The organism is Paenibacillus sp. J31R98 (assembly GCF_056269245.1).
On the sequence record NZ_JBWDNO010000001.1, the window covers coordinates 82,522 to 103,587 of the forward strand.

At 50.8% G+C, this 21,066-nt stretch carries 16 protein-coding genes; 12 read left to right on the top strand and 4 right to left on the bottom strand.

Annotated features, from left to right (window positions below; all coding sequences use genetic code 11):
• Window positions 1-88 precede the first annotated feature (88 nt).
• From AC0YNX_RS00325 to AC0YNX_RS00340, 4 genes are read left to right on the top strand one after another with little or no spacing between them, the layout of a single operon-like run.
• A complete protein-coding gene (locus AC0YNX_RS00325; RefSeq protein ID WP_475813668.1) occupies window positions 89-1,075 on the top strand; it encodes a Gfo/Idh/MocA family protein in 987 nt (328 codons plus the stop codon).
• 48 nt (window positions 1,076-1,123) lie between these two features.
• On the top strand, window positions 1,124-2,056 hold the full coding sequence (locus AC0YNX_RS00330; RefSeq protein WP_475813669.1) for an aldo/keto reductase: 933 nt from the start codon (window positions 1,124-1,126) through the stop codon (window positions 2,054-2,056).
• On the top strand, window positions 2,032-2,850 hold the full coding sequence (locus AC0YNX_RS00335; protein WP_475813670.1) for an alpha/beta hydrolase: 819 nt from the start codon (window positions 2,032-2,034) through the stop codon (window positions 2,848-2,850). Before AC0YNX_RS00330 ends, AC0YNX_RS00335 begins: the two co-directional genes overlap by 25 nt.
• Before the next feature lie 47 nt (window positions 2,851-2,897).
• On the top strand, window positions 2,898-3,890 hold the full coding sequence (locus AC0YNX_RS00340; protein ID WP_475813671.1) for an aldose epimerase family protein: 993 nt from the start codon (window positions 2,898-2,900) through the stop codon (window positions 3,888-3,890).
• Between the two features lie 294 nt (window positions 3,891-4,184).
• Here the strand turns inward: AC0YNX_RS00340 and AC0YNX_RS00345 are convergent, their stop codons facing one another.
• On the bottom strand, window positions 4,185-4,718 hold the full coding sequence (locus AC0YNX_RS00345; RefSeq protein WP_475813672.1) for a GNAT family N-acetyltransferase: 534 nt from the start codon (window positions 4,716-4,718) through the stop codon (window positions 4,185-4,187).
• A gap of 17 nt (window positions 4,719-4,735) precedes the next feature.
• Complete coding sequence (locus AC0YNX_RS00350) at window positions 4,736-5,602, bottom strand: helix-turn-helix domain-containing protein (protein ID WP_475813673.1); 867 nt, start codon at window positions 5,600-5,602, stop codon at window positions 4,736-4,738.
• A 195-nt stretch (window positions 5,603-5,797) separates the two neighbouring features.
• Here AC0YNX_RS00350 and AC0YNX_RS00355 point away from each other — a divergent pair, with 195 nt between their 5' ends.
• The 4 genes from AC0YNX_RS00355 to AC0YNX_RS00370 all read left to right on the top strand — a co-directional run bounded on the left by AC0YNX_RS00355 (window position 5,798) and on the right by AC0YNX_RS00370 (window position 10,601).
• Complete coding sequence (locus tag AC0YNX_RS00355) at window positions 5,798-6,814, top strand: Gfo/Idh/MocA family protein (protein WP_475813674.1); 1,017 nt, start codon at window positions 5,798-5,800, stop codon at window positions 6,812-6,814.
• Window positions 6,815-6,964: 150 nt separating this feature from the next.
• Window positions 6,965-8,392 (top strand): spore germination protein, encoded by a 1,428-nt coding sequence (locus AC0YNX_RS00360; protein WP_475813675.1) that lies wholly within the window; start codon window positions 6,965-6,967, stop codon window positions 8,390-8,392.
• An 8-nt stretch (window positions 8,393-8,400) separates the two neighbouring features.
• Window positions 8,401-9,483 (top strand): endospore germination permease, encoded by a 1,083-nt coding sequence (locus AC0YNX_RS00365; RefSeq protein ID WP_475813676.1) that lies wholly within the window; start codon window positions 8,401-8,403, stop codon window positions 9,481-9,483.
• On the top strand, window positions 9,480-10,601 hold the full coding sequence (locus tag AC0YNX_RS00370; protein WP_475813677.1) for a Ger(x)C family spore germination protein: 1,122 nt from the start codon (window positions 9,480-9,482) through the stop codon (window positions 10,599-10,601). The genes AC0YNX_RS00365 and AC0YNX_RS00370 overlap by 4 nt, the downstream gene beginning before the upstream one ends.
• Before the next feature lie 59 nt (window positions 10,602-10,660).
• Here AC0YNX_RS00370 and AC0YNX_RS00375 read toward each other — a convergent pair whose 3' ends face one another.
• Both AC0YNX_RS00375 and AC0YNX_RS00380 read right to left on the bottom strand, forming a co-directional pair.
• The gene (locus AC0YNX_RS00375; protein ID WP_475813678.1) at window positions 10,661-12,139 is read right to left on the bottom strand and encodes a DHA2 family efflux MFS transporter permease subunit; all 1,479 of its coding nucleotides are present in this window, start codon (window positions 12,137-12,139) and stop codon (window positions 10,661-10,663) included.
• 2 nt (window positions 12,140-12,141) lie between these two features.
• Window positions 12,142-12,591 (bottom strand): MarR family winged helix-turn-helix transcriptional regulator, encoded by a 450-nt coding sequence (locus tag AC0YNX_RS00380; RefSeq protein WP_475813679.1) that lies wholly within the window; start codon window positions 12,589-12,591, stop codon window positions 12,142-12,144.
• A gap of 313 nt (window positions 12,592-12,904) precedes the next feature.
• Here AC0YNX_RS00380 and AC0YNX_RS00385 point away from each other — a divergent pair, with 313 nt between their 5' ends.
• From AC0YNX_RS00385 to AC0YNX_RS00400, 4 genes are all read left to right on the top strand, one after another.
• Window positions 12,905-14,569 (top strand): response regulator transcription factor, encoded by a 1,665-nt coding sequence (locus AC0YNX_RS00385; RefSeq protein WP_475813680.1) that lies wholly within the window; start codon window positions 12,905-12,907, stop codon window positions 14,567-14,569.
• A gap of 87 nt (window positions 14,570-14,656) precedes the next feature.
• Window positions 14,657-16,363 carry a sensor histidine kinase gene (locus AC0YNX_RS00390; RefSeq protein WP_475813681.1) on the top strand — a complete coding sequence of 569 codons (1,707 nt, stop codon included), beginning with the start codon at window positions 14,657-14,659 and terminating at the stop codon, window positions 16,361-16,363.
• A gap of 30 nt (window positions 16,364-16,393) precedes the next feature.
• Window positions 16,394-17,812, top strand: a complete 1,419-nt coding sequence (locus AC0YNX_RS00395) for an ABC transporter substrate-binding protein (RefSeq protein WP_475813682.1) — start codon at window positions 16,394-16,396, stop codon at window positions 17,810-17,812.
• 301 nt (window positions 17,813-18,113) lie between these two features.
• Window positions 18,114-21,062 carry an extracellular solute-binding protein gene (locus AC0YNX_RS00400; protein ID WP_475813683.1) on the top strand — a complete coding sequence of 983 codons (2,949 nt, stop codon included), beginning with the start codon at window positions 18,114-18,116 and terminating at the stop codon, window positions 21,060-21,062.
• Window positions 21,063-21,066: the final 4 nt, after the last annotated feature.

Sequence of the window (21,066 nt, forward strand, 5' to 3'; positions counted from 1 at the left end):
TGAAAATGTAGTTGTTTTATATTTCTTCCCACATCAATATGGACTATACTAGGGACGAATCTAAATTCTTAAAAAGGTGGCAATAACTGTGACTCGTAAATTGCGTTGGGGCGTTATTGGCTGTGCCAGCATCGCCGTAAATTCCGTTATTCCAGGTATTAAAGCTTCTGAAACGGGCGAAGTGAAAGCGATTGCAAGCCGTGGCCTTGCGAAAGCGGAAGAAACGGCTGCGAAGCTCGGTATTCCTAAAGCATACGGCAGCTATGAAGAGATTTTGGCAGATTCGGAGATTGATGCGATCTATATCCCGCTTCCGAATCACTTACATATGGAATGGTCCATCCGGGCTATGGAAGCCGGCAAGCATGTGCTTTGCGAGAAGCCGATCGCGATGAATGCGCAGGAAGCACAGCGTATGGCAGATGCGGCGAAGAAGAATGGCGTGCATCTGGCAGAAGCGTTCATGTATCGCCAGCACCCGCGCTACAAGGCGATTGCTGAGATTATCGCATCCGGCGAAATCGGCGAGCTGCGTGGCCTTCATGGCGCATTCACGTTTAACAATGCGGGCGATTCGAAGAACGTTCGTTACCGCAGAGAATGGGGCGGCGGCTCGATCTATGACGTCGGCTGTTACCCGCTCAGCGCAGCAAGACTCATTCTTGGCACGGAGCCGGAAGCGGCAACCGTTCATGCGCTGCTCTCCCCTGAACATGACAACGTCGATATGATGGCATCCGGCATCGTCGAATTCCCGAACAATATCGCGCTGACATTCGACTGCGGCATGTGGGCAGCATTCCGGAATACGTTTGAAATCCTCGGCACAGAAGGCCGTATTGAAGTGCCGGAAGCTTTTGTCGGGAATCCGAATTTTATCGTTCATTCCAAAGGCGGCAAGCGTGAAGTCGAGCAGCCAGCCCTTAACCAATATGCTCTTCAAGCCGATACGTTCGCAAGAATCGTATGGGGTGAGCAAGAGGTGGACTTTGCGGGTGAAGATGCTGTTGCCAATTTGAAGGTGATTGACGCTTGTCTCGAATCAGCTTATTCCCGTAAACGGGTAAGCATCTAGTCGAACTTATCTATCTTATACGAGAACATAGAAGAGGAGCAACTTATAATGAAACAGATTCAATTGCCAGGTGTAAAGCAAGGAGTTTCTCAGCTGATTATGGGTTCGGATTATTTCAGCCCAGCAATCATTGAGACTGTAAGCGAGGTCTTGGATAATTATGTAGCAATCGGCGGCAACACGATCGACAGCGCGTTTATCTACAGCGGCGGCGAGAGCGAGAAGGCGATCGGCATCTGGATGGAGGAGCGCAAGAACCGCGAACAGATTAACGTCTGGACGAAGGGCGGCCATCCGAACCAGAATGGCCCGCAAGTGAATAAGAACGCGATCTATAATGAGCTGATGACCAGCCTTGAGCGTCTGCGCACGGATTATATTGACCTCTACGCGCTGCACCGCGACGATACGAACGTACCCGTTGGCGAAATCGTAGATTGCCTGAACGAGCATATCGAAGCAGGACGTATCCGTACGTTCGGCGGCTCGAACTGGACGACGGCTCGTCTGCAGGAAGCGAATGAGTATGCAGCGAAGAACGGTCTTCGCGGCTTCGAATTCAACAGTCCGAACCTTAGCCTTGCTAAAGCAAAAGAGCCGTTCTGGGCAGATTGCATTAGCGTGGACGATGAGATTCTGGCATGGCACGAGCAATCGAACCTGCCGCTGCTGTCGTGGTCTTCGCAAGCGCGCGGTTTCTTCACAGGCCGCTTCACGCCTGAAGATCGGACAGATGCAGATTTGGTTCGCGTGTTCTATAATGACGATAACTGGGAACGTTATTACCGCGCAGAGAAGCTGGGCAAAGAGAAGGGCGTATCGACGATTCAGATCGCGCTTGCTTACGTCTTGAACCAGTCGTTCCCTACTGGAGCGATCATTGGCGCTCGCAACGAAGCAGAGATGAAATCATGTCTCGATGCAACTAACCTTGAATTGTCTGCGGAGGAAATCAGATGGCTGGATCTTCGCAGCAAGTAATCGAGCTATGGCCTCAAGGCGCTCCACTCGCAGCCGGAGTGACGGATGAAGATCGTCCAGCGCTGACGCCATACTTGGTAGAGGGCGATGGCAGCAGCATTAACAAAGGCGCTGTCATCGTCTGCCCGGGAGGCGGCTACGGCATGCGCGCCGATCATGAAGGCGAGCCGATTGCGCTGTGGCTGAACAGCATCGGCATCTCCGCCTTCGTGCTTCGCTATCGCGTCGCGCCGTATCAATACCCGGCAGCGCTGCTGGATGTGCAGCGGGCGATCCGCTATGTGCGCCTGCATGCGGCAGAATGGGGCATCGCAGGCAACAAGATCGGCGTGCTCGGCTTCTCCGCAGGCGGCCATCTCGTGTCGACGGCAGGGACGCACTACGATGCCGGGAAGCCGGAGGCGGCTGATCCGATCGAGCGCATCTCGTGCCGACCGGATCAGCTCATCCTCTGTTATCCTGTCATTACGCTGCTTGATCCGTATACGCATGAAGGCTCGCGAATCAATCTGCTTGGCGATCAGCCGGATCCGGCGATGATCGAGCAGCTGAGCGGCGAGCTTCAAGTGACGACGGATACGCCGCCGACTTTCCTCTGGCACACGTCGGATGACGGCCCCGTGCCGGTGGAGAACAGCCTGAACTTTGCGCTGGCGCTGCGCCGCGCAGGCGTTCCGTTCGACCTGCATGTGTATGAGCATGGGCAGCATGGCCTTGGCCTTGCCGAGAGCGATCCGCATGTGGCGAACTGGACGAGCGTCTGCGGGCTATGGCTGAAGCGGTACCAGTATTAGCCGCGAGGCGTCTGCTTTGACGAAGCAAAAGGAGAGTAGAATTGACGATGAGCGATAACCAAGCATTTCAAGGCACGTATCAAGGCGAGCCTGCCGTATGGCTGAAGTTCGGCCGCTACGAAGCAGCGCTGCTGCCGGAGGTAGGCGGCAACTTGATCGCATTCCGCGATACATCGAAGGGCTGGCAGCTGCTGCATGAGCCGACGATGGACGAGATGGAATCGTTCAAGGCGCGTCCATTCATTCACGGCATTCCGGTGCTCATTCCGCCGAACCGGTTCGAGGACGGCAAGTTCCCATGGAACGGCCGCACGTACCAGTTCCCGGTCAATGAAGCCGCTACGGGCAACCACTTGCACGGCTTCGTGCATAGCGAGACGTGGACTGTCGATGATTTCGGCACGACGGCAACGGAAAGCTATGTTGTTGTTTCGCTGAAAGTGGACGAGCAAAGCGCGGTTTACACATATTTACCGCATAAGTTTACGGTTAAGCTGCGCTATGCGATCAGTGAAGACGGCTTGCATCAGCATGTGCTTGTCCGCAATGACGGCGATGATGTGATGCCTTGCCTGTTCGCGTTCCATACGGCCGTGAACGCTCCGTTCATTCCGGGAAGCTCGGCGAAGGATTATCGCCTGAAGCTGACCATCGGCGATCGCTGGAAGATGAGCGAGCGGATGCTGCCAACGGGCGAATATCAGCCGCTGACGGCGAGCGAAGAGCTGATGAAGGGCGAAGGCGTCTATCCGTTCTTCGAGTCGCTCGACAACCACTACACGGCTGTCGCTCAGAATGGCCGCAACCGGATGGAGCTGACCGACACGCAGCATGGCGCAACACTCGTGTACGATGTTGGAACATCGTACAAGCAGTGGATGATCTGGAACAACGGCGCGACAGAAGGATTCTTCTGCCCAGAGCCGCAAGTGAACCTGGTCAATGCGCCGTTCAGTGATCTGCCAGCGGATCAAATCGGCTTATTCAGCTTGGCGCCGGGCGAGATCTGGGAAGAAACCGGCCGCATTTACGTGAAATAATAATACGTTGCATATAAAAAGTGTCGAGAAAGCCCTAGGTGCTAGGGTTAACTCGACACTTTTTATTAGGTAACGGAACTCAGAAGCGCTATTCAGCTCAAATCGCGTTGTTCCATATTCTAACGGAACCTGGAGACGTTATTTCGTCTCTATTGGCCCTAAGTAATCGCATATGCAGTCAATAGCGCGGCTGTGTTCCGTTAGCTTTGGAAAAACGCCTTTTTCGGTCGAATAGTGACTATACGTTCCGTTAGCAGGATAACTTCGTATCTGGCTGCATCTGACTAATGCTGGCTAGCGACCTGACCTCAGCAGCGAATACACATTCGTACTGTACGAACGCCCATCCTGCATCATATAGTCGCGCAGCACGCCTTCGTGCTGGAAGCCGAGCTTCGTGAGCAGCGTGTTCGATGCGGTATTCTCCGGGAAGACGACTGCGCCGATTCGCGCGAGCTCAAGCTCCTCGAATCCGTATGTAATGACCCGCTTCACCGCTTCGGAAGCATATCCGCTGCCCCAATATTCAGGGTGGAGCTCATAACCGATTTCTGCTCTGCGGTGGGGGAGGACGAGCGCATTAAACCCGATGGTACCGATCAATCCCGGTTCCTCCTTGCATTCAATGCCCCATCGCATCCCACGCTTATTCTCGTAGTTAGCTGCGAATAAAGTAATCAGCTTCACAGCTTGATCGACCGACTCAAAAGGTGTTTGCCCGTAATAACGAGTTACTTGGGCGTTAGAGAAACATGCGAACACATCCGCCGCATCAGCCTCTGTTATTTCTCTCAGTCGCAACCGCTCCGTCTCAAGTATCGGAAACATAGGCCTTGCCACCTCCACTATTCGTACAATTGGTGTCCCTTGCGAATTTCCGTAGGCGTAGAGCTGCGCATCTTCTTGAACACGCGGCCGAAATACGTCATATTGGAGAACCCGACGCGGTCTGCTATTTCCGTGACGGGATAATTCGTGTCAAGCAGCAATCGCTCGGCTTCCTGCACGCGCAGCAAGTGAATATATTCAATGAGCGTCTTGCCGGTGACCTGCTTGAATACTTTGCAGAAATGCGCCTTGCTCAGGTTCACCATCCTCGCTGCTTCATCAACACTGATCGACTCCTGGAAGCGTTCGCGCAGCGTGTGCAGCAATTGCGTGAAGTCATACGGCTTCTGCTTGGGTACACGCGACAAAGCCTGGTCCGCGCTTCGCTCGGCATAGCGGAAGTAGAGGCCGAAGATTCGCAGCAGCTCCGCCTTCACCAGCAGCTCATAGCCCGGCGTCTTGCTCTGAAACTCGGCGACGAGCCGAGCGAAGGAGGCGTTCATCTCTTCGATGGAAGGCTCGTCTTCCAGCATCCAGCTTGGCCACTTCAGCTGCTGCTGCAAGTAAGGCACGAAGTAATGATGCTCCGTAATATCGAGCCCGCTGCCCCGAACGAGCGCTTCATTGAAGACGATGGAGATCATCTCCGTTCCCGGCTCAACTGCGGCGGCGCTATGAAGCTGCTTCGTATTGACGAAGGCGAGCTCGCCTTTCTGCAGCAGCTGGAACGAAGCATCAATTTGCACGCGTGCACGGCCTTCTTTCACATAGATCCATTCGATATGATCATGCCAATGCAGATGAATGCTTGAGACGAGAAATACATTGATCGGAAACGTACGGTCAGGCATGCGCGTATTCTCTTTCAACGGACTTACTGTCATCAGAACTCAGTCTCCTCTTCGCATCCATACGATTTTATCGGGAATGATGAATGTATCGGTGATGATACCGCTTTATTCTATCAAATAATCGGAAGATTGTACGAATACTTCACAATTTCGTGGCTAGCCTCGCCGAATCTCTTTCGGTACGATTAGATTAGTTTGCATATTGCGTAAATAGGGAGAGAAATGATGATGGCGAAGCATCGAATCGTAGTTGCCGGCTGCGGCGGAATGTCGAATACGTGGATCGATTATGCCATGCAGCGGGAAAATGCTGAAATTGTTGGTTTGGTCGATATTTTTGAGGAAAGCGCGAAGGCGATGGCAGCGAGGAAAGGGCTTGAAGTGCCAACATTCACCGATTTGGCTACGGCCCTGGAAGCGACAGGCGCGAATCTCGTCTTCGATGTAACGATTCCGGCAAGCCATAAGCAGATCGCAATTACAGCGATGCGCGCTGGCTGCAATGTATTCGGTGAGAAGCCGATGGCCGAGTCGTATGAGGATGCGAAGGATATTGTGGTTGTCAGCAATGAAACCGGCAAGCGCTATTCGGTTATGCAGAACCGCCGCTATTTGCCGCAAATCCGCTCTTTCCGCGACTTGCTTCGGGCAGATACGATCGGCACGGTCGGCTCCATTCATGCCGACTTCTTCCTTGGTGCTCATTTTGGCGGCTTCCGTGACGCGATGGATAACCCGCTCATTATCGACATGGCGATTCATACGTTCGATCAGGCGCGATTCATCATTGATGCAGATCCGGTATCCGTCTACTGTCACGAATTCAACCCTCCGGGATCATGGTATCAAGGCAATGCCTCAGCCATCTGTATCTTCGAGATGAGCGACGGCTCGGTATTCAGCTATCGCGGCTCGTGGTGCGCTGATGGACTTAACACCTCGTGGGAATCGGATTGGCGCGTGACCGGCAGCAAGGGCGGCGCGCGATGGGACGGAGCGGGGTTGCCGTACGGCGAATATGTCGATACATCGAAGCCGGAGAGCTTCATCCGCGAGATGGCTCGCTTCGAGGGTTCGAACGATTGGGACGGGCAGCAAGGTCATTTCGGCTGCTTCGATGAGATGTTCGCAGCACTCGAGGAAGGCCGACCGGCAGAGACGGATTGCCTCGATAATATCAAGAGTGTGGCGATGGTGTTCGGCGCTGTCGAGAGCGCACGCACCGGCAAGAAAGTTATGCTATAAACGATTGGTATAAGCCAAGAGACGTTAGGCACCGTGCCTGACGTCTCTTGGTTTTTATTTTGACATCCGCGCAATTTCGACAGGTTTAGAGCTTTTCTATCTGATGCATAATGAGTGGTAGTAGTTAAACAGGACATCTAAGGGGCAGCTATGTCAAAGAGCCAGAAAGAATCGACATTACCAACGCTTGAACATACGCTCGATCAATTCGATGACTGCATGGATATGGTCCATCGTGAGCTTCCTCACCTTGGTGTCCACGCCCTCTATTTAGATACGTTGATTGACGGGATGCTGCTGCATCAAGAAGTTTTGAAGCCGCTGAATGATCTTGAACGGAGCCAGCTAGATGCATTATTCGAACAGTCACAGTTTGTAAAGCAGACAGATGACAAAGAGCTAATCTTAGGAATCCTATCCGGACAAGCAGCTATCTTCGTCAACGAAAAGGTATATTTGGTCGATGTAGCCAGCGTTAAAGGAAGAACGGTATCCCAGTCGGAGTTGGAAACGACGATAACCGGACCGCATGATGGGCTGACAGAGCAAGCCAGCTTAAGCCTGGCACTTATTCGAATACGTTTAAAAAGCTCGCATCTGAAGATCATCAAGCTAGGTGTCGGCGAGATGGCGAAGAGCGATGTCTACATTCTCTATGTCAAAGATATCGCGAACATGGAAAATGTCCGTGAGGTGACACAGCGGATCAAAGATATCGAGGTGGACGCAGTTCACGATACGAATATGCTGATTCAGATGATTGACGATCAGCCTTACGCCGTCTTCCCGCAAATTCTAACGACTGAGCGGCCGGATGCGGTTGTCTCGAAGCTTGTTGCAGGCCGTATCGTTGGCATTATGGAAGGCAGCCCATCTGCGTTCAGCATCCCGACGACCTTCTATGAATTTTTCATTTCGTCAGACGATTATTACCAGCGCTGGATGATTGGGACAGCTACAAGGATGCTCAGATTCTTTGCGCTGATTATTACTGTGTCATTCACCGCACTCTATGTGTCGGTGACAACCTATCACTACGAGATGATTCCCGAGAACCTGCTGACAACACTCGTGGAATCCCGCGGAAGAGTACCCTTCCCACCGCTTTACGAAGCGCTCCTGATGGAGGTTACAATCGAGCTGCTGCGCGAAGCCGGAGCACGTCTGCCAACGAAGATTGGCCAAACCATCGGTATCGTAGGTGGTATTGTCATAGGACAAGCAGCCGTACAGGCAGGCTTCACGAGTAATATTCTCATCATTGCTGTGGCCTTGTCGACGATTGCTTCGTTCGTTATCCCGAATTATACGATGAGCGCATCCATTCGGCTGCTCCGGTTTGGATTTATATTACTTGCGGGACTATGGGGAAACCTCGGCATCGCAATCGGTATTACAGCAACAACAATCCATCTGTGCAGTCTGACAAGTATCAAAACATCTTATGTGACGCCTGTTGCTCCAAGTATGCCTTATGAGTGGAGAGATGTGTTCATCCGAGCACCGTTTAAACTGCTTACGAAGCGTCCGAGTCAGGTGGGTACAAGCAATATGACTCGCGTCAAGCCGAAGAGGTGAGCCGCCCGGTGCAAAATTCAGAGAAGCTGTCCTCTTTCCACATCGTCATTCTCGTTTATATGACCCAGCTTGGCATCATTATCTTCTCACTTCCGCAGCTCCTCGGCACAGCATACGGCACGAACGGATGGAGTATGAATCTCGTATTCGGTCTCATCGTGCTGCTCAATATATTGCTGATTGGTGCTGTCTATAGGCTTGGTAAAGGCCAGTCCATCTTCGTGATTCTGCAAAAAGTGCCAAAGATTATCCTGTACCCACTGTACCTAGCCCAAATGTTCGTATGGGCGATGCTCGGTTGTCTGGTTGCCAAGGAATATGTGCTCATCTTCCAAATGATCGCATTCCCGACGACACACCCGATGTTATTTAAACTTGCGCTTGATGTACTCGTCTTCTGGCTTATGATTCAAGGCATCTATATTATCTCGAAATCCATCACGATGTTCTTCTATTTGACGGTGTGGATGATTCCGGTTGTTTTCTTCTTCTACGCGGATTTCAGCTGGGCGAGGCTGACGCCTTTTCTCTTTCGCGGGGGAAATTCATCTGTCAATGACTTTGTCAATATCTATGCCTCTTTTCTCGGTTTTGAGCTTATTCTGCTGTTGTTTCCTTATACCGATAAGAAATCGAAGCTGATTAAATCCTCCATTATCGGATCGTTGCTTACCGTGTTGCTATACACGTACCTCTGCTTCATTACCTTCGGCTTTTTCAGCTTGAAGCAATTGCAAAGGTTGGCTTTCCCGCTGCTTGATCTGATGGCGTATATCAAGTTTCCCTTCGTTGAGCGAGTGGAGAATTTGTTCTTCGGCGCTTTCCTGTTTACGACAATCGTCACCGTCGTAATGTATCTATGGGCCGCGCAGGAAACGGCGCTTCAAATATTTAAAAGTGCGAATGTCAAGGTAGTCGCCGCAATATTGGTCACCATAGCTTATATTGTTGCGTTCTTCGCAGACACTTTAAGCGAGGTACAGCAGTGGTTAAGCTTCTTCGCGCAGCTCGAGATGGGGACGGCTTTCCTACTGCCGCTCCTTCTGCTCCTCGTGCTTGCCTTGACGAAGAAGAAAGGGGCGGGTGCATGAAACAGGGATGGGTGAATCATATCATTTGCCTGGTTACTGTGCTGATACTGCTCCTCATGACAGGGTGCGGCGATCAGCGGATTCTGGAGAAGCTTGGCTTCATGCAAGCGAACAGCTTCGACCTGGCAGAAAACGGTTTACTTGAAGTTGCGATTACAATGCCTAAAGCAGAGGAGAAGGCAGGTACACGTCGTGAAGTGCTAAGCGCGATAGCCAGAACAGGGAAGGAAGCACGCATCAAGCTAACTCGGGAAAGTAATCTGCTGATCGTGAGCGGTCAATTGCGCAACTCGCTGTTCGGCATGCCGCTTGCGCGAAATGGCTTGCTGAAGCATTTGGACACGTTTCAGCGTGATCCTTCGATCTCGCCGCGGGTTAAGCTCTCAATCGTGCACGGGAGTGCCAAATCAATGCTTGAGCGCAATTACGTCCAGCATCCGGTTATAAGCCGTTATATTGAAGGATTGCTGCAGAAGGAATCTGCCGGTCAGAATATACCGGTATCTACCGTATATACATTTATTCGGGATTATTATGAAGACGGCATTGATCCGGTGATGCCTATTCTAATTAACAAGAATGATAACATTATCATTGACGGCGTTGCGTTATTCCATGGTGACCGTTACGTCGCGCAAATTCCGGCAGATGACGGACTCGTATTCTCGTTCCTGCGAGGCTCGTTCAAACAAGGTGATATAAGCATTCATCTCACCGAAGGCGAAGCGGGAGGTGGGGATACCATAATGCTAACCTCGCTCATAGCCAAGCGAATAGTGAAAGTTAGCAGGAGCGCCGATGGAAAGCCGGCATTAACCATCCAGGTTAAACTGAAGGGGATTGTTATTGAGTATACCGGTGGGCTCTCGTTAAGCCAGCCTACGGATAAACGTAAGTTAGAGAAGGAGATGGAGAATACACTGAACGAGAGGGGCAATCGAATGATTACTTTCATGCAGAAGAACAACGCCGACGGTCTCGGCCTTGGCATCTCGGTTCGCAGCCATTCCAGCTACAGAGAGTGGATGAAGCTGAAGTGGCCAGAGATTTACCCTTCAGTGAAAGCGAAATGCTCATTCTCCATTGAGATCACGAACGCAGGCAAGGTTGTGGAATAATAACGAAAGCCGGTTGCACCCATACGGGACAACCGGCTTTTAGTATTATATAAACGTGATTATGAAGCTTTCTGTTCTTGCACAACCTTCTCTTCCTGCGGCTTCGTCTTCCTGATGAAGAACGCAAGAACAAGCGCTGCCGCCGTCATCCAAGTTGCAATGGTGAAGGAATGGTTGATACCCGTTACCGTAGCATGCTGAACGATATCGGCCATTTTCACTTGATCATTCGGATCAACCTTGCCGGCAATTGCCAGGTCTTTCGCAATGGATGTTGCTTTGTTCGACATTATCGTTACAAGCAGCGCTGTGCCTAGTGCACCGGCTACGTTACGAAGCGTCTGCGACATCGCCGAACCATGTGCGTTCAGGCGCTGAGGCAGTTGGTTCAAGCCTGCGGTCTGAATCGGCATCATGAGCATGGACATCCCGAACATACGCAGCGTGTAGTTGATAATGAGGTGCCAGTAGCTTGTATCTACAGTGAGCGTGCTGAATTCGTACGTTGTCACCGCCGAGATGGTCAAGCCTGCGACAGCAAGCCAGCGTGCGCCGATCTTATCGAATATCATGCCCGTTATCGGCGACATAATACCCATTAAGATTGCGCCAGGGAGCAGCAGCAAGCCGGAATCGACCGGCGAGAAGCCGCGGATATTCTGCAAGTAAATCGGAAGCAGAACCATACCGGAATACATGGACATCGTAATGATGATGTTAATGATCGTTGTCAGCGAGAACATGCCGTATTTGAAGACGTTCAGCTCTAGGAGCGGTTTCTCTGCCGTCAGCTCACGCCAAACGAAGAGCACAAGCGCCAAGGCGCCTACGATAAGACAGGCAATAACAGTTGAGCTGTGCCAGCCATCCGCGCCGGCATCGCTGAAGCCATACAATACGCCGCCGAAACCGATCGTGGATAGGATGACGCCAAGCGTATCGAGCTTCGGAGTGGACGTCTTCACGACGTTCTTCATAGAATATGCGCCATAGACAAAGGCAAACAGCGATAGTGGCAGAATAATATAAAAGAGAACATGCCACGAATAGTGCTCAACTACATAACCGGACAGTGTTGGACCGATTGCTGGTGCGCAAATCATGGCAATCCCCATCATGCCCATCGCTTTGCCGCGTTCGGCAACCGGGAAGATGGTGAGGATAACGATGGTCATAAGCGGCATTAGAATACCGGCACCTGCGGCTTGAATGAGACGGCCGGAGAGCAGGAATCCAAAGTTCGGCGAGAAGGCGCATATGACCGTACCAACCGCGAACAAGCCGGCTGCAACTAGAAACAGCTTGCGAGTGGTAAAACGGGAAATAAGGAATGCGCTGATCGGCACAAGAACGCCGTTGACGAGCATGTAACCATTGATCAGCCATTGAATGGTGTTCTCATTGACGTTCAAGTCCTTCATCATGCTCGGCAGCGCTACGTTAAGCAGTGTCTGTGCGAGCAGCGCGACGAATGCGGCGATGAGAAGCGACGCAACGATGGGGCCTCTCCGAAGAGTGGTTGAAGTAGCGGTTGTCACAATTAATCTTCCTTTCGATATTGCGCTAAGATGTGTACGATCTGTTTGTGGATGCGAAGCAAATCCAGCTGATCCTCAGCTGTAAGCTGCATGAACGGCATAACCCAGTCCATCTTGTTCTCTACCAATTTGCTCCAGATGCACTCGCCTTTCTCCGTTAGCCGAAGCGTAACCGAACGACGATCTGTAAGCGAACGTTCACGGCAGATAAGCTCTGCTTCTACCATGCGGTCAACAATTCCGCTTGTTGTACTGTTGCCAAGGTGCAGCTCATCAGATAAATCAGCCAGTTTCATCTCTGGACTGCAAGCCAGCGATCTCAGCACGAGAAATTGCTGCGGCGTAATGCCGTGCTGATGGGCGATCTTCGAGAGGAGCTGATAATGGTGTTGATGAATTTCCCGAAATGAGTGAAGGAGCTGCACGGTTCGTTCATAGTGCTGTTCATCCATAAACATCAACCGTCCTTGCCAAAATCGTTCTTATCCAAATAGTTCGCATGCGAAGTATTATAAAACGGTTCGATCTTATATGTCAATAACGACATATTAGGCGATTATGAAAGTAATCTGATTATCCTGTCCAACATTGTTGATGATCGCGGCAAATTCTCTAAAATTACGACAAATGACCAATTTTGTGTCAGATTATTGTATAATCTCCCAAATGGATAATTCTCTCATATCAGGGGTTTGCAAGACTCGAAGCCTGCTTTTATAGAGTTGGAATAAGAATTTATAGAGTTGGAATAAGGAGTGAACGTTGTTGATAAAGCTCATGATCATCGATGATGAACACTGGATTCGAGAAGGATTGAAACAAACGATAGACTGGGAATCCTACGGCATTCAATTTCTTTGCGATGCTGAAGACGGCATCGAGGCGCTTAGGCTAATCGAAGAGAATCCGCCGGAAATCATCATATCCGATATTAGAATGCCCTCAATGGATGGCATGGAGTTGTTCAATGAGCTGAAGAACCGTGAACTAGACGTAAAGGTCATCTTTATTAGCGGCTTCGATGATTTCGCCTATGCCCAGAAAGCAATCAAGCTCGGGGCGAGCGATTATATTCTGAAGCCGATTGAAGAGAACGATCTAATTGCGGTTATCAAGCGCTGCGTGGGCGAAATCAAGCAGAAGAAAGAAATGAGCAACAAGATGGAGGAGCTGTCCGGCCGTGTGAGGGAAAGCGTTCCCCTTGCTAAACAAAAGCATCTGGAAATGTGTTTGTCCCGTCCGATGTCGGAACAAGAATTGCATGCCAAGTGGGAGACGCTCCAAATTGATTTAAATCCGAACCGGCTGATGGTGTTGTCGGCGGTTGTTCACGAGTGGGGAGGGCGGCATCTCGATGAAACCGGGTGCTCACTCTTGCGATATGCAATTGGCAATCTTATTGAGGAGATATTCAAGGGAGCTGGATTGAGGGCTTTGGCATGCCCCTTGCATGATAACGAGTATTCCGATGTGGCGCTCATCGTCTCGTCGTCCTGCAATCAGGATGAGAGCTGTCAATATCACGAAGTGCTTGACTGCGCGAATCGCGCCATTGAAGAAGCAGCTGAAGTTCTTGGCATTCAGATAAGCATTGGAGTCAGCAATATTGGCGATCGGCGAAAGCTATTATTCACTTTTAAGGAAGCGCTTACAAACAGTGTGGAATATGTAGCCCATGGGACTGGGCGAATCTTCGGACCGATGGGTATGGACAACGGAGCACCAAGCGTACTAACTGTCCATGCCGTAGACGAGCCCGGCTCTGGCGCGAAAGTCGAGGCGCTTGATACGGCTTGGCTCAATCGCATATTCCATGCGATCAAGCTGAAGGATGAAGGCAAACTGTCAGATCTTCTCGATCAGCAGGTCAAACTTCTGCAGGATTTGGTCAAGCAGAGTTCTGCGCTTACCGTCAGGCGGGAGATGAATACGTATATCGGCACCCTGATCACCAGATGGCAGGACATGTGCCAAGCACGCGACGGCTCCGAATCGTGCATGCTTATGGATCATCAGAAGCTTCAGCTATATCGCAGTCCGCTTGATAATTGGAAGCAGGCCGTGATGGGCGTATTCCTTATGAAAGACAGCAGCGCGCCTGGCTATGGACAGAAATATACGATCGAACTTGCGCTTCAATTCATACAAGACAACTATCACTTAGGAATTGGCCTCAATCAAGTCGCGAAACGGATCTATTTGAATCCTTCGTATTTAAGCCGAGTCTTCCATGCCGAGGTGGGAGAAACGCTTAGCCGTTATCTGATCCGCATCCGGATCGCCAAGGCGAAGGAGCTTCTCGAACAAACCCCGCTCAAAGTGTATGAAGTGGCCGAACAGGTGGGCTACAGAGACTTCCGATATTTTGTGAAAAACTTCAAGGAGCTGGAAGGGATAACCCCTTCCCAATATCGCAATTATGGCGCATAGGAGGGAGACTCATTCATGTGGTGGTTCACCAGAAACTCAAAACTCCCGGCAGTAGGCGTAAAGGTGTTTCTCATATACGTAGCCAGCATGCTGATTATCATTACAGTGATGGGCAGCCTCTTCTACTATAAATCTACGAAGATGATGGAAGACAAGTTCGGCGGCATGGCCCTCCAGAACGCGCAGCAAGTGGGCAAGAGGCTCGACAATCTATTGCAAGACTATGAAGACCGTTCGCTGCTCATCGTCGGCAACAAGGAGATTCAGAAGCAGCTGAGCGGAAAGGTTCAATCTGAGCTTGAACGGATTCAGCTCACTGATGCGAATACTGCCTTCTTATCGAATTGGGTCAATTCGAGAAATGACGTTTCTAATATCTATTTACTAGGCGAGAAAGGGTTCTCCTACCGTTATTCGCCTAAGGATTCTTTCCCCGTCTACAATACATACTCCAATGAATATGAGGACGAAGACTGGTATAAGCAAATTCGGGAGGCGAACGGTCAGGTGATTTACTTTGGCATTCGGCCTTCCTTCATTAATTGGAGCTCCAAGCTGGTATTCTGCTTCGGCCGCGTAGAGAAGAACTTCAGCAAGCGCGGTGAAATTCTAGGCGTGCTGCTCTATGAGATCGATCCGGCTGAGATCAAGGGGATGCTGTCGGAGATTGATTACAACGGGTCAGGCGCGAATGTCATCGTCGATCGCAAAGGACAGATCGTTGGCGATCAGGATGGCATGCGCCTCTCAAGCAGTCTCGGCTTTAAGCTTGAGGGGACGGATCAAGGAATTATTAGGAAGTCGATGAACGGAGAACGCATGCTGGTTGTCTATAACAAGCTGGAGACGAACAATTGGTCGCTGGTTGGCATGCTTCGCCGTCAGGATCTAATGAAGGAAACCGCAGACATCAAGTGGTTCATGCTGACGCTTGGCTTGCTGTTCTCCGCCATCGGTATAGTATTTGCCGTTATTATCGCTTCGACGGTCCATCGGCCGCTCAAGAAGATGATTCAAGCGATGAACAAAGCGAAGACCGGTAATTTCGACGTGCAAATTGAGGACAAGCGCAAAGACGAATTCGGCTACATGTATATTCATTTCAACGAAATGGTATCCCGCATCAAGGAACTCATTAATCAGCTTTATGTACAGAAATTGCTAGAGCAGGGCTTGCAGCTCAAGATACTAGGTTCGCAGATTAATGCCCATTTTCTGTACAACACCCTCGACTCTATCCACTGGCTTGCACGTATCCACAAGGTGAACGATATCAGCACGATGATATTCGGGTTGTCGAAGTATTTCCGGCTTAGCTTGAGCGAAGGCAGGGATGAAGTGGATATCAGCCAAATCGTTCAGCTTCTCGATAGCTACATGACGATTCAGAAGGTTCGTTATCGGGATAAATTTGCGCTTCATATGCATGTTGATCCGTCGCTCGAGAACTATAAAGTGCTCAAATATATTTTTCAGCCGCTTGTGGAGAATGCGATTTATCACGGACTTGAGAAGAAAAGGGGCAAAGGCAGGCTCGATGTCGCTTTTACCCGGGAGGGCGACAGTCTCAAGTTTATCGTCACGGACGATGGTGCCGGGATTGGTCCGGACAAGCTGTCCGAGCTTCGGCTTCTCTTATGCGGCGAGGGAGCGAAGGAGCATCATCGACATTTTGGCCTGCGTAATATTCATTCGCAAATTCAAATCGCTTACGGCATGAAGTACGGCATTGAAATAAATAGTCATGTAGGGCAAGGGACCGAGGTTGCGATGACGATCCCGCTCATGGCGTGAAGTGAGTATGTTTAAGGAGATGTATCTTTGATGAAAAAGCTTGTGCATCGAGGTAAAGCTTCAATTGTGTACCTGGTAGTCCTCCTATGCTTCATCTTCGTATTCATCTATGGCTGTTCCGACAGCGGAATAAGCGCGGGCCAGTCAGCAGGCACCGGGCATGCTGCGATTGATCCGGACATGGCGAGCGATGTGCATGGGAGCAAAGATCCGGTAACGATCAGCTTCTGGTTTCCTTGGGGCGGCGGATTTCAGAATGAATTCTATGAGACGGTTGTGAGGCCATTCGAGGAGGCGAATCCGGATATTCGCGTCCAATTGACCTTTGTCGAGAATTCCGATAACTCGCAAGTATCGGATAAATTGTTGACGGCAATCGCTGGTGGGCAGGCGCCGGATGTCGCGATGTTCGATCGGTTTGCAGTCGGCGAATGGGCGGCCATGGGCGCTTTAGAGGATTTGTCGGATGAAGTGAGCCGAGACGGCATGGCCTCGATTTATTACCCGAACGTGTGGGAAGAAACGCAGTTTAACGGCAGAACGTACGCCCTCCCTTGGAATGTAGACACTCGGGCGATGTACTATAACAAAACGCTCATGGAGGAAGCGGGCTTAGATCCGAATAAGCCTCCGCGAACGATAGCCGAGTTAGATGAGATGGCGGAGAGAATGTACAAGCTTAATAAGCAAGGCTTATACAGTCAAGTCGGCTTTATCCCCTGGCAGGCGCAAGGCTTCCTCTATACGCATGGGTGGAATTTCGGCGGCGAGTGGGAGAAGGATGGGCAGCTCACGCCTAACGATCCCCATATTGTGAAAGCGCTGGAATGGATGCAAGGCTACGCAAGAAAATATGGAGTGAAGCAGCTGGACAGCTTTATCGACGAGCTGAGAGAAACGGGGCGCAATCCGTTTGTAAGCGGCAGAGTCGGATTTATGTTTGAGGGCAATTGGCTGCTGGATAGCTTGGCTGCTGTGAATTTCGATTGGGGCATTGCACCAATGCCAACGGCTGATGGAAACGGGAATGTGACATGGTCAGGCGGCTGGTCGTTTGTCATGCCTAAGGGCGCGCAGCACCAAGAGCAAGCTTGGCGATTCATTAAATTCGTCGCGGGCAAAGAAGGTTCGGCGCTCTGGACGGGACGAAGAGGCGGTACTAACGATCTGGCGAGTATACCGGAAGTGAACGAGCAGCTTGGTCAGAATAAGAAGAAGCATTTGGACGTATTCGTCCGGCTGCTTGAGCATGCCCATATCCGCCCGGTTTCACCGATCGGCGGGTTCATGTGGGAAGAAATGTACAAGGTGCAGAATCTCGCCGTTAAGCTGCAGGGCAGTCCGAAAGCACTGCTCGATGAGATGAAACAGCACATCGATACCGAACTGAAGGATGAGAATCTGGATGGTCAAAGCAAGGCAGAGAGTTCGTCGCAGGGTACTCTATAAAGTCTGGCAAAGGCATTTATTGTCAGCGTTAGTGTGTGCTTTCTTTACTAACAGCCAGATCAAGTAAAAAGACTACACAAAACGCAAACTTAGTCACATTAACCTTTCTTATAAAAGCGTTTACAATTGAAGAGATTAAGATCAATGCCAGAAAACAAATCAGGTATAGGAGGAGCAGAGGAGAACCGAAGAATCGAAACATCTTGATGAAATGAAGAAGAATGTGGATAAGAGCTACCCGGATGAAATGGACGGAAAGACGAAGAGGTGATGTCTCCTGAAACGGCAATGGACAGTTGCATTGAAGTGGAAAAAAGTCATGCTTGTATCGATCACTTTAGTAGTCCTATCGACCGCGATCGCAGGCAGTCCGCAATCTTACGCCAGCGAGCGGCTGCGGGACCGCAATCAGAATCAAGGCATTGCTCAATCGGATCTGTCACTGCTTTCGAATGATGAGATTTTGGAGCCGACGTACGGAAAGACGCTTGCTGCTTATAAGCAGAAGGGCTACAAGCCTGCCGAGAATGCAGAGATTGTATTGCAAGCGAGTAATTATTCGGCATTCGAAGGCGCCAAACCTAGCTTGAAGTCGATCGAAGGTCAGGACAACACTCTCGTATGGGACAAGGATACGAAATGGTTGGAATGGACGGTCGATGTGAAGTCTGACGGCCTATACAATCTGGCGCTCAATTACTACCCGATTGAAGGCAAACGTCTCCCGATTCAGCGCGAGCTGCTCATTGACGGAAAGAGCCCTTTCCGCGAGGCGCAGCGTATTTACTTCATGCGCAGCTGGAAGGATCTCGGTGATCCGGTTCAGAACAATCAAGGCGACGATGTCAGGCCGAAGCAGATCGAGAAGCCGCAATGGATGAGTCTTCCGATTGCGGACGGTAACGGACAATATGCAGAACCTTTTCAGTACTACCTGACTGCAGGCAAACATGTCATCCGTTTCTCTTATTTGGAAGAGGCGGTTGCACTCAGTGAGATCAAGCTTACAGCCCCAGAGCAAATACCGACCTATAAAGACGTTGAGCAGACTTATCAAGCCAAAGGCTACAAGCCGGTTGATGAGGTCAACGTGAAAGTGCAGGCGGAGAACAACCCGCTTAAATCCGACCCGACCATTCGCAGGGAATCCAATGGCGATCCGTTAATGGAGCCGGCGGGGGACGGAAGGATCAAGCTGAATGCATTCGGCGACTGGCGCTGGAGAAAAGGCGGCCAGAAGGCATCATGGACATTCTCGGTTCCGAAGGACGGGTTGTACAAAATCGGTCTGAAATTTGGACAATGGTGGGGCGATGGGTTGCCTTCCTATCGTCAAATTCTCATAGACGGAAAAGTACCTTTCAAAGAGCTGGAAGAGTATCCGTTCTCTTATTCTCGCAACTGGAGAATCGAAACGCTTCATGATCGAAGCGACAGCAAGGAACCTTTGCTGTTCTACTTGCCGCAAGGTGAACATACGATCACGATGGTCGCTGAGGTTGGTCCTTACCAAGGGATTGTCGAGGCGCTGACGGCGGATACGCAGAAGCTCTCCGATCTGTATAGACGCATCATTATGATTACGGGCCCGACGCCAGATCCGAACTTCGAATATGAGCTCGATAAGAAGGCGCCGGAGCTGATTGATAATTTAAAGATAATCGCAGACGACCTTCTGGTGCAGATGAATGCACTCAATGCCATATCCGAGGAGGAACCGAGCACGGTAAACAGCTTGCGGATGATTAACGCGACTTTCGAGAAGATGATCCGCAAACCCGATTCGATTCCAAGGCAGCTATCAGAGCTCGCCAACAGTCAGACCAATCTAAGCACGCTGCTGATGGGACTGCAAAATGTGCCGCTCGTGCTGGACTATCTGCTCGTTAGCGCGCCGGATACTCATTATCCGAAGGTGAAGTCGAACTTCTGGCAGAAGTCGGTTAGTACGATCAAGAACTTCTTCGCTTCCTTTACGAAGGACTACACAGGCGTCGGCAGTGTATACGGCGACGACAAAGCAGCTACTGCCAAGGAAGATGAACCGGTTATCAATGTATGGGTTTCCAGAGGTAAAGAGTGGGCGGAGATTATGAAGGAGATGGCGGAAGAGGACTTTACGCCGAACACCGGTATCCGCATCAATGTCAATACGCTGCCTGCTGGCCAATTGAACTCAGGCTCAGTCAATACGCTGCTCCTAGCCGCGAGCTCAGGGAATGCGCCGGATGTCGCTACCGGCGTCGAAGCGCACTTACCTGTAGAATTCGCGATTCGGGATGCTTCGGTCGATCTGTCGCAATTCCCGGATTATAAGGAAGTCAGCAAACGGTTCCTGCCGGGAGCGTTGATACCATTCGAGTATGGCGGAGGCGATTATGCCCTTCCGGAGAATCAGGATTTCAACGTGCTCGTGTATCGCAAGGACATATTGAAGGAACTCGGCGTAAGCATTCCGCAAACTTGGGAAGATGTATATGCGCTACTGCCTATCCTGCAGCAGAACGGGATGCAGATGTACTATCCAATTACATCGCTAGGCTTCATGCCGTTCTTGTATCAGAATGGCGGAGAGTTCTACAAGGATAACGGCAAGAAGTCGGCGCTGGATACGCCGAATGCATTCCAAGCCTTTACCGAGTGGACGGAGCTCTACACCAACTACAAGTTCCCGGTTCAGGCGAACTTCTTCAACCGCTTCCGTACAGGTGAAATGCCAATCGGTATTTGTGATTACCAGACTTATGTTCTCCTATCGACGGCTGCTCCTGAGCTTGTCGGCCGCTGGGGTGTAGCGCCTGCTCCTGGGCATAAGAAGCAGGACGGATCGGTAGACCGCACGAACGGCGGCGCCGCTCAATCGGTCGCGATCTTCAAGCAGTCAACGCATCAGAAGGAAGCATGGGAGTTTCTGAAATGGTGGACGAGCAAGAATAGCCAGGTGCAGTTCGGTCAAGAGCTGGAGGCACTGCTAGGCGTTGAGGCTCGTTGGAATACCGCGAACGTAGAAGCTTTCTCGGACTTGCCTTGGCCGGATGACGACCTCAAGGCATTAACGGATCAATGGAAGTACTATAAGGAACAGCCTTACGTGCTTGGCGGCTATTTCACAGGACGTAACGTTGACAACGCCTGGAACCGCGTCGTTCTCGGTGGAGAGAACACACGGGAATCCTTTGAGAAGGCGATCAAGGATATCAATAAAGAGCTGGAAGCTAAGCAGAAAGAGTTCGGGGTTGGACCGGATTAGAGGA

Bases quoted from the DNA above. Each gene is read 5' to 3' on its own strand.
- AC0YNX_RS00360 (WP_475813675.1), top strand. From the start codon at position 6,965: ATGTCAAAGAGCCAGAAAGAATCGACATTACCAACGCTTGAACATACG.
- AC0YNX_RS00355 (WP_475813674.1), top strand. From the start codon at position 5,798: ATGGCGAAGCATCGAATCGTAGTTGCCGGCTGCGGCGGAATGTCGAAT.
- AC0YNX_RS00390 (WP_475813681.1), top strand. From the start codon at position 14,657: ATGCTGATTATCATTACAGTGATGGGCAGCCTCTTCTACTATAAATCT.
- AC0YNX_RS00345 (WP_475813672.1), bottom strand. From the start codon at position 4,718: ATGTTTCCGATACTTGAGACGGAGCGGTTGCGACTGAGAGAAATAACA.
- AC0YNX_RS00330 (WP_475813669.1), top strand. From the start codon at position 1,124: ATGAAACAGATTCAATTGCCAGGTGTAAAGCAAGGAGTTTCTCAGCTG.
- AC0YNX_RS00335 (WP_475813670.1), top strand. From the start codon at position 2,032: ATGGCTGGATCTTCGCAGCAAGTAATCGAGCTATGGCCTCAAGGCGCT.
- AC0YNX_RS00395 (WP_475813682.1), top strand. From the start codon at position 16,394: ATGAAAAAGCTTGTGCATCGAGGTAAAGCTTCAATTGTGTACCTGGTA.
- AC0YNX_RS00350 (WP_475813673.1), bottom strand. From the start codon at position 5,602: ATGACAGTAAGTCCGTTGAAAGAGAATACGCGCATGCCTGACCGTACG.
- AC0YNX_RS00380 (WP_475813679.1), bottom strand. From the start codon at position 12,591: ATGGATGAACAGCACTATGAACGAACCGTGCAGCTCCTTCACTCATTT.
- AC0YNX_RS00340 (WP_475813671.1), top strand. From the start codon at position 2,898: ATGAGCGATAACCAAGCATTTCAAGGCACGTATCAAGGCGAGCCTGCC.
- AC0YNX_RS00370 (WP_475813677.1), top strand. From the start codon at position 9,480: ATGAAACAGGGATGGGTGAATCATATCATTTGCCTGGTTACTGTGCTG.